The organism is Lentibacter algarum (assembly GCF_018860975.1).
Taxonomy (GTDB): Bacteria; Pseudomonadota; Alphaproteobacteria; order Rhodobacterales; family Rhodobacteraceae; genus Lentibacter; species Lentibacter algarum_A.
The window spans coordinates 36,605-49,180 of sequence record NZ_JAHKQI010000010.1 but is presented as its reverse complement, the minus strand read 5'-3'; the positions used below and the strand labels follow the sequence as shown (position 1 = coordinate 49,180).

At 56.1% G+C, this 12,576-nt stretch carries 17 protein-coding genes; 7 read left to right on the top strand and 10 right to left on the bottom strand.

Annotation, left to right across the window (positions count from 1 at the left end; genetic code table 11):
* Positions 1 to 103: 103 nt before the first annotated feature.
* Positions 104 to 1,471, top strand: a complete 1,368-nt coding sequence (locus tag KO498_RS15570) for an MATE family efflux transporter (RefSeq protein ID WP_215960852.1) — start codon at positions 104 to 106, stop codon at positions 1,469 to 1,471.
* Here the strand turns inward: KO498_RS15570 and KO498_RS15565 are convergent.
* Both KO498_RS15565 and KO498_RS15560 read right to left on the bottom strand, forming a co-directional pair.
* Positions 1,468 to 1,869 carry a hypothetical protein gene (locus KO498_RS15565; protein WP_215960851.1) on the bottom strand — a complete coding sequence of 134 codons (402 nt, stop codon included), beginning with the start codon at positions 1,867 to 1,869 and terminating at the stop codon, positions 1,468 to 1,470. The two genes, KO498_RS15570 and KO498_RS15565, sit on opposite strands and share 4 nt — an antisense overlap.
* A gap of 18 nt (positions 1,870 to 1,887) precedes the next feature.
* Positions 1,888 to 3,090, bottom strand: a complete 1,203-nt coding sequence (locus KO498_RS15560; protein WP_215960850.1) for a pyridoxal phosphate-dependent aminotransferase — start codon at positions 3,088 to 3,090, stop codon at positions 1,888 to 1,890.
* Positions 3,091 to 3,177: 87 nt separating this feature from the next.
* Between KO498_RS15560 and KO498_RS15555 the strand changes: the two genes are divergently transcribed.
* From KO498_RS15555 to KO498_RS15545, 3 genes are all read left to right on the top strand, one after another.
* Positions 3,178 to 3,564 (top strand): helix-turn-helix domain-containing protein, encoded by a 387-nt coding sequence (locus KO498_RS15555; RefSeq protein WP_215960849.1) that lies wholly within the window; start codon positions 3,178 to 3,180, stop codon positions 3,562 to 3,564.
* Positions 3,564 to 3,827 (top strand): succinate dehydrogenase assembly factor 2, encoded by a 264-nt coding sequence (locus KO498_RS15550; protein ID WP_215960848.1) that lies wholly within the window; start codon positions 3,564 to 3,566, stop codon positions 3,825 to 3,827. The genes KO498_RS15555 and KO498_RS15550 overlap by 1 nt, the downstream gene beginning before the upstream one ends.
* Before the next feature lie 93 nt (positions 3,828 to 3,920).
* Entirely contained in the window at positions 3,921 to 4,433 is a 513-nt protein-coding gene (locus KO498_RS15545; protein ID WP_436835944.1) for a MarR family winged helix-turn-helix transcriptional regulator, read from the top strand.
* On the opposite strand, the gene KO498_RS15540 is transcribed toward KO498_RS15545, so the two are convergent.
* The 4 genes from KO498_RS15540 to KO498_RS15525 form a co-directional block, all read right to left on the bottom strand.
* Positions 4,372 to 5,094 (bottom strand): DUF1194 domain-containing protein, encoded by a 723-nt coding sequence (locus KO498_RS15540; RefSeq protein ID WP_215960847.1) that lies wholly within the window; start codon positions 5,092 to 5,094, stop codon positions 4,372 to 4,374. The genes KO498_RS15545 and KO498_RS15540 overlap by 62 nt on opposite strands.
* A 68-nt stretch (positions 5,095 to 5,162) precedes the next feature.
* Complete coding sequence (locus KO498_RS15535; RefSeq protein ID WP_215960846.1) at positions 5,163 to 5,585, bottom strand: VOC family protein; 423 nt, start codon at positions 5,583 to 5,585, stop codon at positions 5,163 to 5,165.
* Positions 5,586 to 5,646: 61 nt separating this feature from the next.
* Positions 5,647 to 7,020: a tetratricopeptide repeat protein gene (locus KO498_RS15530; protein ID WP_215960845.1), complete on the bottom strand. Its 1,374-nt coding sequence runs from the start codon at positions 7,018 to 7,020 to the stop codon at positions 5,647 to 5,649.
* A complete protein-coding gene (locus tag KO498_RS15525; protein ID WP_215960844.1) occupies positions 7,020 to 8,117 on the bottom strand; it encodes a hypothetical protein in 1,098 nt (365 codons plus the stop codon). The genes KO498_RS15530 and KO498_RS15525 overlap by 1 nt, the downstream gene beginning before the upstream one ends.
* A gap of 188 nt (positions 8,118 to 8,305) precedes the next feature.
* Here KO498_RS15525 and thyX point away from each other — a divergent pair, with 188 nt between their 5' ends.
* Together thyX and KO498_RS15515 are read left to right on the top strand one after the other, a co-directional pair.
* Positions 8,306 to 9,211: an FAD-dependent thymidylate synthase gene (thyX, locus tag KO498_RS15520; protein ID WP_215960843.1), complete on the top strand. Its 906-nt coding sequence runs from the start codon at positions 8,306 to 8,308 to the stop codon at positions 9,209 to 9,211.
* Positions 9,212 to 9,343: 132 nt separating this feature from the next.
* Positions 9,344 to 9,622: a hypothetical protein gene (locus KO498_RS15515; RefSeq protein ID WP_215960842.1), complete on the top strand. Its 279-nt coding sequence runs from the start codon at positions 9,344 to 9,346 to the stop codon at positions 9,620 to 9,622.
* A gap of 71 nt (positions 9,623 to 9,693) precedes the next feature.
* On the opposite strand, the gene KO498_RS15510 is transcribed toward KO498_RS15515, so the two are convergent.
* Complete coding sequence (locus tag KO498_RS15510; RefSeq protein WP_215960841.1) at positions 9,694 to 9,900, bottom strand: cold-shock protein; 207 nt, start codon at positions 9,898 to 9,900, stop codon at positions 9,694 to 9,696.
* Positions 9,901 to 10,077: 177 nt separating this feature from the next.
* Here KO498_RS15510 and KO498_RS15505 point away from each other — a divergent pair, with 177 nt between their 5' ends.
* The gene (locus KO498_RS15505) at positions 10,078 to 10,398 is read left to right on the top strand and encodes an ArsC/Spx/MgsR family protein (RefSeq protein ID WP_215960840.1); all 321 of its coding nucleotides are present in this window, start codon (positions 10,078 to 10,080) and stop codon (positions 10,396 to 10,398) included.
* Between the two features lie 14 nt (positions 10,399 to 10,412).
* On the opposite strand, the gene KO498_RS15500 is transcribed toward KO498_RS15505, so the two are convergent.
* From KO498_RS15500 to bufB, 3 genes are read right to left on the bottom strand one after another with little or no spacing between them, the layout of a single operon-like run.
* A complete protein-coding gene (locus KO498_RS15500) occupies positions 10,413 to 10,967 on the bottom strand; it encodes a DoxX family membrane protein (protein WP_215960839.1) in 555 nt (184 codons plus the stop codon).
* Positions 10,964 to 11,722, bottom strand: a complete 759-nt coding sequence (locus KO498_RS15495; RefSeq protein WP_215960838.1) for an HvfC/BufC N-terminal domain-containing protein — start codon at positions 11,720 to 11,722, stop codon at positions 10,964 to 10,966. The genes KO498_RS15500 and KO498_RS15495 overlap by 4 nt, the downstream gene beginning before the upstream one ends.
* Positions 11,719 to 12,576, bottom strand: coding sequence for an MNIO family bufferin maturase (gene bufB, locus KO498_RS15490; RefSeq protein ID WP_215960837.1), 858 nt, complete (start codon positions 12,574 to 12,576; stop codon positions 11,719 to 11,721). Before bufB ends, KO498_RS15495 begins: the two co-directional genes overlap by 4 nt.

Sequence of the window (12,576 nt, the reverse complement as noted above, 5' to 3'; positions counted from 1 at the left end):
TATGTTGGAGTGATCAAGCCGAACGTTAGCCTGACCAGCCGGTTACTTGCCTATCATGTTGCGACCTCTTGCCGCGGCGGTTCTGCGGGCGTAAGGCTTGGCTATGACGCAGGAAAAAACTCAAACCACTCGCGAGCATATTAATGCTTATCTGCTGCTTGGCTTGCCCTTGGTGGGCAGTCATGTGGCGCAGTTTTCTATTCAGCTGGCGGATACGATCATGCTTGGCTGGTATAGTGTTGAGGCTTTGGCCGCACAGGTGCTGGCTGGCACGCTGTTCTTTGTTTTGTTCATCTTTGGCGCTGGCTTTGCCTTTGCGGTGATGCCGATGGTTGCACAGGCCGAGGGTGCGGGCGATGAGCGTGGTGCGCGGCGTGTGACACGCATGGGGATTTGGGCGTCGATTCTGTTCGGAATTGCCGTGTTGCCGGTGTTTCTTTTTGCCGAGCCACTGCTTCTGGCGCTTGGGCAAAAGCCGGAGTTGGCGGCACTGGGGGCTGCTTATCTCGGAGTTGCGGGTTGGGGCATTTTTCCGGCGCTGATCGTCATGGTTCTCAAGAGCTTTCTTTCTGCGTTAGAGCGCACGCAAGTTGTGCTCTGGGTGACGATTGTTGCCGTCTTTGCCAATATTCTGATCAACTATGCTTTGATCTTTGGCAACTGGGGAGCGCCCGAGCTTGGCATTGTTGGTGCGGCTTGGGCTTCGCTTTCGGTGCAGGTGATTTCTGTCATTCTGATGGTGGCCTACACGCGCTATGCCACGCCCGAGCATGAGGTGTTTGTGCGCTTCTGGAGGGCTGATTGGCCTGCGCTTTTGGCAGTGTTCCGGCTCGGCTGGCCTATCGGCATCACCACGCTTGCCGAGGTCGGCTTGTTTGCGGCCTCATCTGTTATGATGGGCTGGCTTGGCACGTTACAACTTGCGGCGCATGGTATTGCTCTACAGGTCGCGTCGTTGACGTTCATGGTGCATCTGGGCCTCTCGAATGCGGCGACGGTGCGCGCAGGGCGTGCTTTTGGCAGAGGTGACTATGCGGCTTTGCGCCACGGCGGGCTGGTGGTGTTGGGCATGTCGGTTGTCGTCGCGCTGGTGGCCTCGGTTGTGTTTTTGACCATGCCCGAGGTGCTTCTCTCTGCCTTTCTTGATCCTGAGGACACTGACACCTCTGCTGTGCTGGCGATCGGAGTCGGGCTTATGGCGGCGGCAGCGCTGTTTCAGCTTGTTGATGCGGCACAGGTTATGGGGCTTGGTATCTTGCGCGGGGTCCAGGACACGCGAGGCCCGATGATCATCGCGGCGATCTCCTATTGGGTGATCGGCGTGCCGGTGTCTTACTTGCTGGGCTTTGTGTTTGGGTTCGGCGGAATCGGCATCTGGCTCGGGCTAGCACTCGGGCTTGCCGTCGCTGCAGTTCTGCTGATCTGGAGATTTTTGCGCTGGCAGCCGGGGCAGAAAAACGCGACAGCCTAGTCGTTGGTCAGCCGCTCGGCCTTTTTGCGCACGAGGGTTGTGCGCAGGTCGTGCATGGCCAGCAAGAGTGCGTCGGTCACGGCTTCGAGTTGCTCATCGGTGGCTTTTGACTGGGCCCAATGGCTGGTGGTGTTGAGGTAGTCAACCGCGCGGTGGATGTCGTCGATGTCACGGTAGGCGAGCAGTTCAATGCGCTCGGCCATCCAGGTTTTGATCGCAGTGATGTCTTCCTTTGACAGTTCTCGCTGGCCTTGAGGTTTGATCTCGCCATTGCGGATATTGACCACGGCGATTTGGTCCATGTCGATGCGGCGCTGACGGTTTTCGGTATCAACCCGAAACACGAAAGCGCCGTTGTCACGCACGCGAAAGTAGTAGTTTGGAAGGTCAGCGACCATGCCCGAGAACCCCTGTAATTATGTCAGCGCAGCGCAGAATTTTTGAATACGTGCGCAGGCCTCTGTGAGGGCCTCGTCTGATGTGGCATAGCTTACACGAAAGCAGGGGCTAAGTCCAAAGGCTGCACCAAACACCACGGCAACGCCAGTTTCTTCCAGAAGCGCAGTTGCAAAGGCCTCGTCTGTGTCGATCAGCGTGCCGGCTTCTGATGTTTTGCCGATCAGCCCCGCGATGGAAGGGTAGACGTAAAACGCGCCTTCCGGTGTCGGGCAGGTGATGCCCTCGATCGCGTTGAGCGCTTTGACCACCAGATCGCGGCGGCGCTTGAAAATCACATTGTTGGTGGCGACAAAGTCGTGAGTGCCGTTGAGGGCTTCGACCGCTGCCCACTGCGAGATCGTGCAGGGGTTTGAAGTGCTCTGCGACTGGATCTTGCGCATGGCAGAGATCAGCTCGACAGGGCCAGCCGCGTAACCTATACGCCAGCCCGTCATCGCGTAGGCTTTGCTGACGCCATTGCAGGTGAGGGTTCGCTCATAGAGCTCTGGTTCGACTTCAGCAGGAGTGCAGAACTCAAATCCGTCGTAGGCGAGGAACTCATACATGTCATCAGACATCACCCAGACATGCGGGTGTTTCATCAGCACATCTGTCAGGGCCTTCAGCTCGCTTCGGGTGTAGCCCGCACCTGTCGGGTTAGACGGCGAGTTGAAGATCAGCCATTTGGTTTTTGGCGTGATCGCAGCTTCGAGCTCATCGGCGGTGAGCTTATAGTCGTTCTCGGCCTTGGCGGGGGCGGTGACGGGGGTGCCGCCAGCCAGCAGCACCATGTCAGGGTAGCTCACCCAATAGGGCGCGGGGATGATCACCTCGTCGCCCTCGTTGAGCGTTGCCATGAGCGCATTGTAGAGCGTTTGCTTGCCGCCGGCGCCGACTGAAACCTGCGCGGTGGTATATGTCAGCCCGTTGTCGCGCTTGAGCTTGTCGCAGATTGCTTGCTTGAGCTCAACGATGCCGTCGGGGGCAGTATACTTGGTTTTGCCCGCGTTGATCGCGGCGATGGCTGCTGCCTTGATGTGGTCAGGTGTGTCGAAATCAGGCTCACCCGCGCCGAGGCCGATCACATCCTTGCCAGCAGCCTTAAGCTCGCCTGCTTTGGTGGTGACAGCGATTGTGGGCGAGGGTTTTACACGGGCAAGAGACTTGGCGAGGAAAGACATGACAATAAACCTTGTTTGACTTAGCTGCTCACTGTCATAGGTTGCGTCTGAGTGCGGATCAAGAAAGATCAGCCAGATAGGAGCGGAATGTCGGAAGAAATGACCAATGACTGGTTTGACCCTGAAACCTCAACTTTCGGGGATCGTGTTGCAGGTGCACGCGAGATTGCCAAGATGTCTCAAGAGGAGCTTGCCAAGCGGTTGGGCGTTAAGCTCGCGACGTTGCAAAACTGGGAAAACGACATGGCCGAGCCGCGCGCCAACAAACTGAGCATGCTGGCGGGAATGTTGAATGTCTCGATCATGTGGCTGCTTGAAGGCGAGGGCGAAGGGCAGGGGCCGCTTGAAGGGGCTTCTGATGGCGCTGACCTTGAAGCGATTATCGCCGAGATCGTTGATTTGAAAGGCCGCTCTATTCGCACGGCAAACCGGCTGAGTGCTTTGGAAAAGCGCCTAAGGGCCTGGAACGGCTGATGACGCGTGAGACACATGAACACCGGCTCAAGCGGCTGCACATGCGCTCGATGCGCCGTGGCATCAAAGAGATGGACCTGATCTTCATGCGCTTTGCTGCTGCCCGACTTGAGGGCATGAGCGCTGACGAGCTTGACGCTTACGAGGCGTTGCTCGATGAGAACGACCAAGACCTGTACCAATGGGTGAGCGGGCAGGTTGCGCCGCCGGACGCGCATTCTGTGCTCGTAAGCGAGATATCCGATCTCGTGCATTCAACTTAGTTTGGTAGAATTTTAACGACCCCGCGGAAATTTAACTGAATTTTCGGCTTTATGCTTCAGTTTCCGATCAGATCAGTTTCGACGGAGACAAGAATGAGCTTACACATGAATATGAGCAACGGGCCTAGCGGCGCGGGCCCCGAGGCGGGTTTTATGGCTGGCTACCTAGAGTCGCTGGCCTTGGTAGAGCGGCTACACCGTTTGCTACTAGACGTTATAAAAGACGAGTTCGAGCGCGTTGGTGTGCTCGAAATCAACGCAGTGCAGGCATTGTTGTTGTTTAACATCGGTGACAACGAAGTGACAGCGGGCGAGTTAAAGTCGCGCGGTTACTACCAAGGCTCAAACGTGAGCTACAACCTCAAGAAGCTGGTTGAAATGGGCTATATGCACCATCAACGCTGTGAGATTGACCGCCGCTCTGTGCGCGTGAAGCTTACGACAAGCGGGCGCGAGATCCATAGGGTTGTGGCCGAGTTGTTCCAACGGCATGCAGAGGGGCTGGTGTCAAAGTCTGTGCTGACCAATGAAGGGCTTGAGAACATCACCAGTGCGCTGAAACGGGTAGAGCGCTACTGGGCTGATCAGATTCGCTATATTTACTAGCGATTTTTAGAGGTTTTTGGTTATGCGGTGCGGCTGGCTCCGGTGCTTTCGAAAGATTGCTCGGAGCCAGTTCGCGTTGCAGCTTACGGGCCATAGCGCGCTCAAAATCTTCAAAACCCTGTGCAACTTCGAGAAATGCGCCAGCCCCGTGCAGCACTTCGTTGCGGTAATACTCGATCAGTTCGGCTTCGGCCTCAATGGCGGCGACTTCAATCGCCAGACCGTTGACCGTGACAGCCTGAAAAGGGAAAGCGCCATATGCTTGCGTGGGGGTGAAGCCCTCGTTGTTGCTGCCATCACCGGAAATGTCGATCGTTTGCTCAACGCAGCGCGGCGCCAACTGTAACAGTGTGCTGGCATGGCCCAGGGCATGCCCCATTGCTGTTGGCGAGTCGTTGTTGCTGCGCTGGTGTTTGCTTACGGTGTCGGCGACTGAAACAAGCTGCGCGGGTGTCGTGACCACCACCCAGTCTTGAACAGTGACTTGATTATAGCGCCCTGACCACTCAAAAACCGCCAAAGCTACAGGCTGATCGGGAAAGGCAAGAAAGGCATGCACCACATCGGGGGCGAGCAAGGCGGCGGCAAGGCCGGTTGTCTGTAAGGCGTATTCAACCTGGTCGATCGACGTGGAGACATCGACGGCGAGCAGCAGCGCCATCCGGCATTCTTGCGCCTGCGCTGGTAAGGGCGCAATCGCAAGAGCCAATCCGAACGCTGCCTTTTTTATCACCAGTGGCCAACGCTTTCCATGCTGGCCCAAGGCTCGGCCGGAGCAAGGCGCTCGCCTTTTTGCAAAAGCTCGATCGAGATATTGTCGGGGGAGCGGATAAAGGCCATGTAACCGTCGCGCGGCGGGCGATTGATGGTGATGCCGTTGGCCTGAAGGTGTGCGCAGGTCTCGTAAATATCGTCGACTTCATAAGCGAGGTGCCCGAAGTGACGGCTGTCAGAGGGCAGTTCGTCGTCGCCGTCCCAGTTGTATGTGAGCTCAACAGGGCATTCAGGCTGTTCGGGCGGAGCCATGAAGATCAGTGAAAATCGACCTTCTTCGCTGTCATACTGGCGGGTTTTTACGAGGCCGAGTAACTCAAAAAACGCGATGTTCTTGTCGAGGTCTTTGACCCGAACCATAGTGTGAAGATACTTCATTGCGGAGGTGTCCTTTTCTGCTTTGTCTCCAAGACTAGCGAAATTTTCGCCAGCGCCAAGTTCAGAAAGTTGACTTCACGCCGAAACTGATCCCGAATTCCTGACTGTCAAACAGGGTCACGTTGGAGAGGTTGCGCGTTGCGCGCAGGGTGATCGAGGGCGAAAACCCCAAATAGTCAATCTCGGTAAACAACATATCGGCGGATAGTGAGAGCTTCTTGTCGCGGCGAACGCCGTAGGACGCATAGCGCAATCTGTCATACTCGCGCATGTGTAGCGACGCCCCAAGCGTCAGGCGCGACTTGAGGAAAGGCTTGGCACGCACATAGCCGGTTGAAAACCCGTAGGCGGTGTGGGCCATGTCACTTGAAGCGCTGTCAACTTTCGCAAGATTGAACCCGAGGCGCAGATAGTCGCCTGACGGCATTTTTTTGAGCCAGAACCCGTCGAGGCCGAATGATTCTGTCGAGCGCGCGGCCGTGTCTTTGCGCGACTGGTTCTCGTAACTGACGCCGTAGCCGATGCGGGCTATGTCCGACAGGGTGTTCTGACGCCCATAGCGCAGCTTGTAGTAGCTGGAGAGGGACTCTTCTTTTTGCCAATGGTGGCCGAGGGTTACGTCAAACGATGAACTGGCCGCCTTATTTTTGTGAGTAAAATCAAAGCTCAGGTTGCCTTGCAAGGAGCGGAACGCATAGTCGCTGCCACGGGCGGAGGGCTGGCTGGCTTTGGCGCTGTCTGACAGGACATACTGGCGCTCGTCGTAGTTGAGCGAGAAGGAAACTTGCCCCCAGTCCTGCGGCTTGAAGCGGCGCTTGACGCCAAAACGCGCCCCGATTTCAAAACCCGAGAGCGGCACGGCGGTATCATCGACAAAGACAAAGTCACCGATGGTGTAGGTGTTGTCGTTCGGGCCACCATTGACGTTTGATGTCGGAGTGACGGTGAGGCCGAAGGTGAGCGTCCACGGGTTTAGTGCGCGAACGCGACGGAATTCGCCGCGCGCGGCGTTTTGCAGGCGCTCTTCGTCGGTGGCTTGTCCGGCGCGACGCAGCCAGAGTTGCGACTGCTGAAACTTGCCTTCCGCCTTGAGAATACCGGACATTATATAGGCAGCGGTAAAGCGGTCTTTGTCGCGCTTGGCGGTGCGAAAGGCGCGGCGGGCCGCGAATTTGGCTTGCACGGGGCGGCCTAGTTTCTTCTCGGAATCAGCCAGAACCATCAGCGCGACAAAGTCACGGCTGTCTTTTTTGAGCAAACCAAGGGCTATAGCGCGGGCGGCGGCTGGCCTGTCCTGCCGCAGTAGCGTCATTGCGAAGCCACGGGCCTCTTGCGGCGACAAGCGCACAGGTTCCTGCTGGGCAAATGCCGGAAGAGCAAGCAATGACAAGGCCAAAGAGGCCGCTTTCAGCAGGCCCGTCACCGAGCGTTGCATTAGCTGTCAGGCTCTTGTTCTGTCAGCAAGACACCGATCTCGCGGCCATCCGCAGCCGTTTCAATTGTGACGGTTTCGATTTCGACTGACACGCTTGATCCGGCAGGTATGCCTGATTGGTCGGCCGTCTGGAGCCCCACTTGTTCGCCAGCATTAACCATTGCAAAAATGGCATCGTAATCGGTTTCTGCCGTGTAGCCCGAGACAACACCAGTCGAGCCATCAGGGGCAGTGTATGTAGCGACTTCATAGCTTATTGTCTGGATTTCGGCAGGGCCGTTGAGCGTCACATAGGCGCCAATCGAGCTGCCATCCGAGCCACCAACAAAGCCCTCCCAGAGGCCTTCATCGCGGATACTTCCGTTGTGGCCGGTGCTGGTAATACCTTCGTCAAACTCGCCGGTTTCCGGATCATATTGAACCAGAGTCAGGCTCACGGTGGGGAGGTTGTTTGTGATAGGTGCACCTGTCTCGGCGTCGGTGCGGGTTCGGTTGTCGATGTAGCCGACAATACTGCCTTCAAGAATGCCGTCGCCCGGTTCACCGCCACTTTCATCAAAGTCAAAGATGTCGAGAAGTAGGGTCACGTCGCCGGTTACGATGTGCGCCCCTGCGCCGTCGCTGCGTGTTCTGACCGAGCCGTATGTTCCGAGGAAGACATATTCACCAACACCGCCAGGCAGATTGTAGCCGTTGCGTTTTACGTTGGCGCCGCCATAGCCGACATCAACCCACTCCGCACCAGCGGCTGCGGCAACCTGCATGTCTTCGTTACGCATGAACACCGCATAGTGCCGGATCTGCCCTGTGGTGCCGGTTTTGCGGCTGCGATACACGCCAACACCGCGTTCGGTGCGCGTGCGGTCATAAATGCCGTCAGGGCCGTCAAACGGCAGGTTGTTGATTACGAGTTGATCACTGGCCTCGTTGTAGACCACATCATTCATTGTGAACTTGTCATCAATATCAAACAGGAACTTGCTGTTTTTTGAGCTTGGGTCTGTCGGGTCGATCGGATCATCAAAGGGGTTTGTTCCGTCACCGCCGCAGGCTGAAAGGAAGGCAAGAAGTGTGAAAAGTGAAAATGCTCGTTTCATGCTGGCAGCCCTCGATGTCCCAAATTTGATGAAAAATCGCTGGTTGTGCGGGCGTTGTCAATCAAAGCTATGCCTGATTGGAGGAAGAATCTTCAATTGTGGCGTTTCCGCGCAACTTCTTGTGTTTCATTGATGTGCTTTCGCAAGATATAGTCGCCACGACTCAGCCGCCAAAAAGGATTCTTTCTATGCCGCTCAATGCCGATCAGATAGCCGAAATCGAGGCATTGCGCGCCACGCCGCAAAACACGTTGCGTGCTGTGAGTGAAGGCATGGAGAAGCATCTTTACACGGCTTACCCTGTGCTTGATCACGGGTTTATCCGGGTGATCGACTACATGGGCGACGATGCGGCGATCTGTCAGGCGGCACGGGTAAGCTACGGCCGCGGGACGAAGTCGGTTCAGAATGACGAGGGGCTTATCCGCTATCTCATGCGCCATTGGCACTCGACACCGTTTGAAATGTGCGAAGTGAAGTTGCATGTGAAGCTGCCGGTGTTCGTGGCGCGCCAATGGATTAGGCACCGGACAGCAAATGTGAACGAGTATTCGGCGCGCTATTCTATCCTGGACCGTGAGTTTTACATTCCTCAAGCAGACCAGCTCGCAGCTCAGTCGGTTGTGAACAACCAAGGTCGCGGCGAAGCGCTGACTGGCGAAGAGGCCGAGCGTGTGCTGCGTTACTTGCGCGACGACGCATCGCGCGCATATGATCACTATGAAGAGATGATCTCAGATGACGGCCAGCAAGGTTTGGCGCGCGAACTGGCACGGATGAACCTACCCGCGAACATCTATACACAGTGGTATTGGAAGGTTGACTTGCACAACTTGCTGCACTTCCTGCGCTTGCGGGCCGATGCACATGCGCAATACGAGATTCGGGTTTATGCCGATGCGATCTGTAAAGTTGTCGCGGATTGGGTGCCTGCTGCTTATGCTGCCTTTGAAGATTACCGCATGGGCGGTGCTACCTTGTCGTCAAAAGCGCTTGAGGCTGTGCGCGCAATGCTGAAGGGCGAAGACGTCACTCAGGAAAGCTCGGGCATGAGCAAGGGCGAATGGCGCGAGTTTATGGGCTTGCTCAAGTAAGGCTGGCGAGCGCGGAATTGAAACTGGAAACGCGACTGAAAACACGTTGTTTCAAAGCTTTTCGTTTGACCTTTCGGCGACAATCAGTAGCCTAGACGAAAGAACACACAACATTTGGGTGAGGGACACGAAATGAAACTGAACACACTTATCGGAGCGGCTGTTGCTGCCATGATCGCGCTTCCGGCTTTTGCCGAGGCTCCTACCTATCCTTACGGAGGCACGAACAACTGCCCGAACGGCCTGTCGCCGATTGTTATGGGTGGCGTTATTTGCTGCGGAACACCGAACCAGTCGCAATCATATGCCAGCATGATGTCACACCCTGTAAAGAAGCGGGTTGTGCGCAAAAAGCGGGTTCGCCACGTTTACAAAGACACTTGCCTTGAAGGCTCAAAGGGCTGCTACTAAGCCGTCTTGCCAGCATTGGCTAAGATCAAAGCGCGCGGAGTTATCCGCGCGTTTTTGCTTTTGTCGTGACGTCAAGCAAGCTTGATATCTGAGGCCATCTCGCGCCCGTCGCGACCTTCTTGTAGTTCGAATGTGATCTTCTGGTTGTCTGCGAGGCCAGTTAGCCCCGAGCGTTCGACCGCAGAAATGTGCACGAATACGTCGTTTCCGCCGCCTTCGGGCTCGATGAAGCCGTAACCTTTGGTGGTGTTAAACCACTTTACGGTTCCGTTTGGCATAGTGTTGTCTCCTTCACTTGGCGGGGCGTATCTGGCCGGCCGCGATTGTCAGTGACACTCGCGTTTTCGAAGCGTCCGGCAGCTGAAAGGCGTGAAAATCGGAGCTCGGAAACTGAAAGTCACGTTGTCAGGATTGCACGATCTGTGCGAAAATCAAATGAAATATGGAGGTATGAGATGTCTCGGACAATTTACGGGCTGAAGAACTGCGACACTTGCCGCAAGGCCTTGAAGGCACTTGAGGGCTACACTTTGGTTGACGTGCGCGCTGATGGCATAGACGAGGCTCTGTTGGGGCGAGCATTCGGGCAGTTCGGAATGACGCTTTTGAACACAAGATCAACGACTTGGAGGGGGTTAAGTGAGGCTGAGCGTTCCGAACAGCCACTTGCGTTGCTCATGGCGCATCCTGCGTTGATGAAGCGACCATTGATCGTTGCCGGAGATGCGCTTTATCTCGGGTGGGGGAATGATGTGCAGGCGGTATTGCTGGGCTGACTGGACAATCGCGATCAGGCTTTCGAGCGTGTCAGCAAGCGATCAAGTGAAAGCCAGCCGCCGCCGTGAAGCACCAGTGTTATTAGCAACAGGAGCCAGAAAGCCCGCTGATCAAGGATTGCGCTGTCAGGCATTCTGTCAAACCAGGCACCAAGTGTTTCGGGGTGTTTTAGCCCGCCGTGACCGAAGAGATCGGTTAGAGACTGAAGGGCGACAAAGCCGATCATCGCGAGTGCAGCAAGGCGGGTAAACAGCCCGACAAGCACCAAAAGCGGCAGGACAAACTCCGCCAGTGTTCCGCCGACAACGACGAGCCAGTGAAAGACGGATAACTGCGAGGTGTCGTAGGTAACGGCCTCCATCGCCCGTGGGAATATCTGTGCATAGGCGCCTGTTGACGGATAGAGGAAACCGAGCGCGCCATCGCCTAGTTTGGTCGCGCCGGAGGCCCAAAAATAGCCCACTAGAACTGCTGCAAAGGTAAAGCGTGCGAGCAATGGCAGCAGATCGGGAGCCAGTTTAGAAGCTCTCTGCGAGAGGCTATTATAAAATGAAAACAATAAGTTCATGGCTGATCCTCAAGTGATAAGTGAGATATTGCCTGTGACGACAGCAATGTGGATAATATTGTGGATAAGTCGAAATTGCTATGTTTCTCAGAGGCTTGGCTGGCCGCTTCTTCAAGTGAGTTTTGGGCGATTATCGCGTTCAGGAAAATGTCACCGCCAGAGGGCAATAAATGAGGAATGGGGTCATATTCCGGACGGGTGATGAGCGTGCTTTCAGCACGAGCGATGGGCTTCTCCGCCCCGTCTTGCATGTTGTAGCGCCAAAGCGAAAATACGGGCCATGCTGAGGTGATCAGCCGTGCAGACGGCGTGAGCGTTATCTTAACCTGTGCGAGTTGCTCCGGAGCTATTTGCGCAAAATCTTGTGGAGCAATGGGAGTCGCGTCGGCGGCGTGGTAGCTCTCGCGGAGGGCAAACTCAAGGCGCGCCACGTCACACAAGTAACCGAATTTGGCCAAAGGCGGGCAAGCTGCGAGGTAGTCGGGAAAGCCGCGCCCGTAGAGCATCATCAAAGGGGATGAGGGCGGCTCGGCGCGCAGATAGTCGCGCGCTACATTGCTGAAGTTTGCCTCTCCGAGCAGTTTTACTATGGCCGGGAAGCCCTCATGCAGCGCGTCGATCAGCGAAACCGTCACGTTGTTGCGATAGACAGAAAACCGCTTGCCTGCAGATGCGCCGAAGCCGTCAAGCAAGCCTTCGGGGACCGGTAAGGCAGGGTCGAGCAGCGCGCTGGTGAAGGCTGTATGGTTGTTCATGCAAGAGCCTTTTGCAGTGCGGCGTCTGCGCGTTCGGCCTCGGCTGCGAGCAGCGGCCATTCGGGCACATCATTGTCCCATTCGACAAGCAAAGGGCGCACACCGGAGCGCTCAAGTGTGTAGTCCAGCAAGGCCCAGACCGGATCAATCACTTCGCGACCATGACTGTCGATCAGCAGCGGGCGGCCGGCATCATCTTCGTCTTCGTCGTGACCACCGAGGTGGATCTCTCCAACATTCGCAAGCGCGAAATCGTCAATGTAAGCCTGCGGGCTATAGCCGAGGTTGGTTGCCGATACGAACACGTTGTTCACATCCAGCAGCAGGCCACAGCCTGTTCTGTTGGAGATTTGGCGCAGAAATTCGGTTTCGCTCATGTCTGAAGCCTCGAATGCGAGGTAGGATGACGGGTTTTCGAGCAGCATTTGACGCCCAAGAACCTCTTGAACCTGATCAATGTGATCGGCGACACGGTTGAGCGTTACGGTGTTGTAAGGCAGCGGCAAAAGGTCGTTCAGAAACGCGCTTTCGTGTGACGACCAAGCCAGATGCTCGGAAAAGCTTGCAGGATTAAGCCATTCACAGAGGTGTCTGAGGCGGGCGAGGTGCTCGCTATCAAGCGCGCCTTCGCCGCCAATCGACAGGCCAACGCCGTGAACGGAAATCGGAAAACTTTCGGAGAGATGGCGCAGTTGTGCAAGCGGGCGGCCACCGTCGCCCATGTAGTTCTCGGCATGTATTTCGAGCCAACCGACAGGCCCCGCGTCTTGCATGATCTCGGCGAAATGCTGCGGTTTATACCCAACGCCACTCTTGGCAGGAAGGCTGGGAAACGGCTTGTTTGCGTCGAGCAT

Coding starts and splice junctions, on each gene's coding strand:
- KO498_RS15570 (WP_215960852.1), top strand. CDS start 104: ATGACGCAGGAAAAAACTCAAACCACTCGCGAGCATATTAATGCTTAT.
- KO498_RS15565 (WP_215960851.1), bottom strand. CDS start 1,869: ATGGTCGCTGACCTTCCAAACTACTACTTTCGCGTGCGTGACAACGGC.
- KO498_RS15560 (WP_215960850.1), bottom strand. CDS start 3,090: ATGTCTTTCCTCGCCAAGTCTCTTGCCCGTGTAAAACCCTCGCCCACA.
- KO498_RS15555 (WP_215960849.1), top strand. CDS start 3,178: ATGTCGGAAGAAATGACCAATGACTGGTTTGACCCTGAAACCTCAACT.
- KO498_RS15550 (WP_215960848.1), top strand. CDS start 3,564: ATGACGCGTGAGACACATGAACACCGGCTCAAGCGGCTGCACATGCGC.
- KO498_RS15545 (WP_436835944.1), top strand. CDS start 3,921: ATGAGCTTACACATGAATATGAGCAACGGGCCTAGCGGCGCGGGCCCC.
- KO498_RS15540 (WP_215960847.1), bottom strand. CDS start 5,094: ATGGCGCTGCTGCTCGCCGTCGATGTCTCCACGTCGATCGACCAGGTT.
- KO498_RS15535 (WP_215960846.1), bottom strand. CDS start 5,585: ATGAAGTATCTTCACACTATGGTTCGGGTCAAAGACCTCGACAAGAAC.
- KO498_RS15530 (WP_215960845.1), bottom strand. CDS start 7,020: ATGCAACGCTCGGTGACGGGCCTGCTGAAAGCGGCCTCTTTGGCCTTG.
- KO498_RS15525 (WP_215960844.1), bottom strand. CDS start 8,117: ATGAAACGAGCATTTTCACTTTTCACACTTCTTGCCTTCCTTTCAGCC.
- thyX (WP_215960843.1), top strand. CDS start 8,306: ATGCCGCTCAATGCCGATCAGATAGCCGAAATCGAGGCATTGCGCGCC.
- KO498_RS15515 (WP_215960842.1), top strand. CDS start 9,344: ATGAAACTGAACACACTTATCGGAGCGGCTGTTGCTGCCATGATCGCG.
- KO498_RS15510 (WP_215960841.1), bottom strand. CDS start 9,900: ATGCCAAACGGAACCGTAAAGTGGTTTAACACCACCAAAGGTTACGGC.
- KO498_RS15505 (WP_215960840.1), top strand. CDS start 10,078: ATGTCTCGGACAATTTACGGGCTGAAGAACTGCGACACTTGCCGCAAG.
- KO498_RS15500 (WP_215960839.1), bottom strand. CDS start 10,967: ATGAACTTATTGTTTTCATTTTATAATAGCCTCTCGCAGAGAGCTTCT.
- KO498_RS15495 (WP_215960838.1), bottom strand. CDS start 11,722: ATGAACAACCATACAGCCTTCACCAGCGCGCTGCTCGACCCTGCCTTA.
- bufB (WP_215960837.1), bottom strand. CDS start 12,576: ATGCTCGACGCAAACAAGCCGTTTCCCAGCCTTCCTGCCAAGAGTGGC.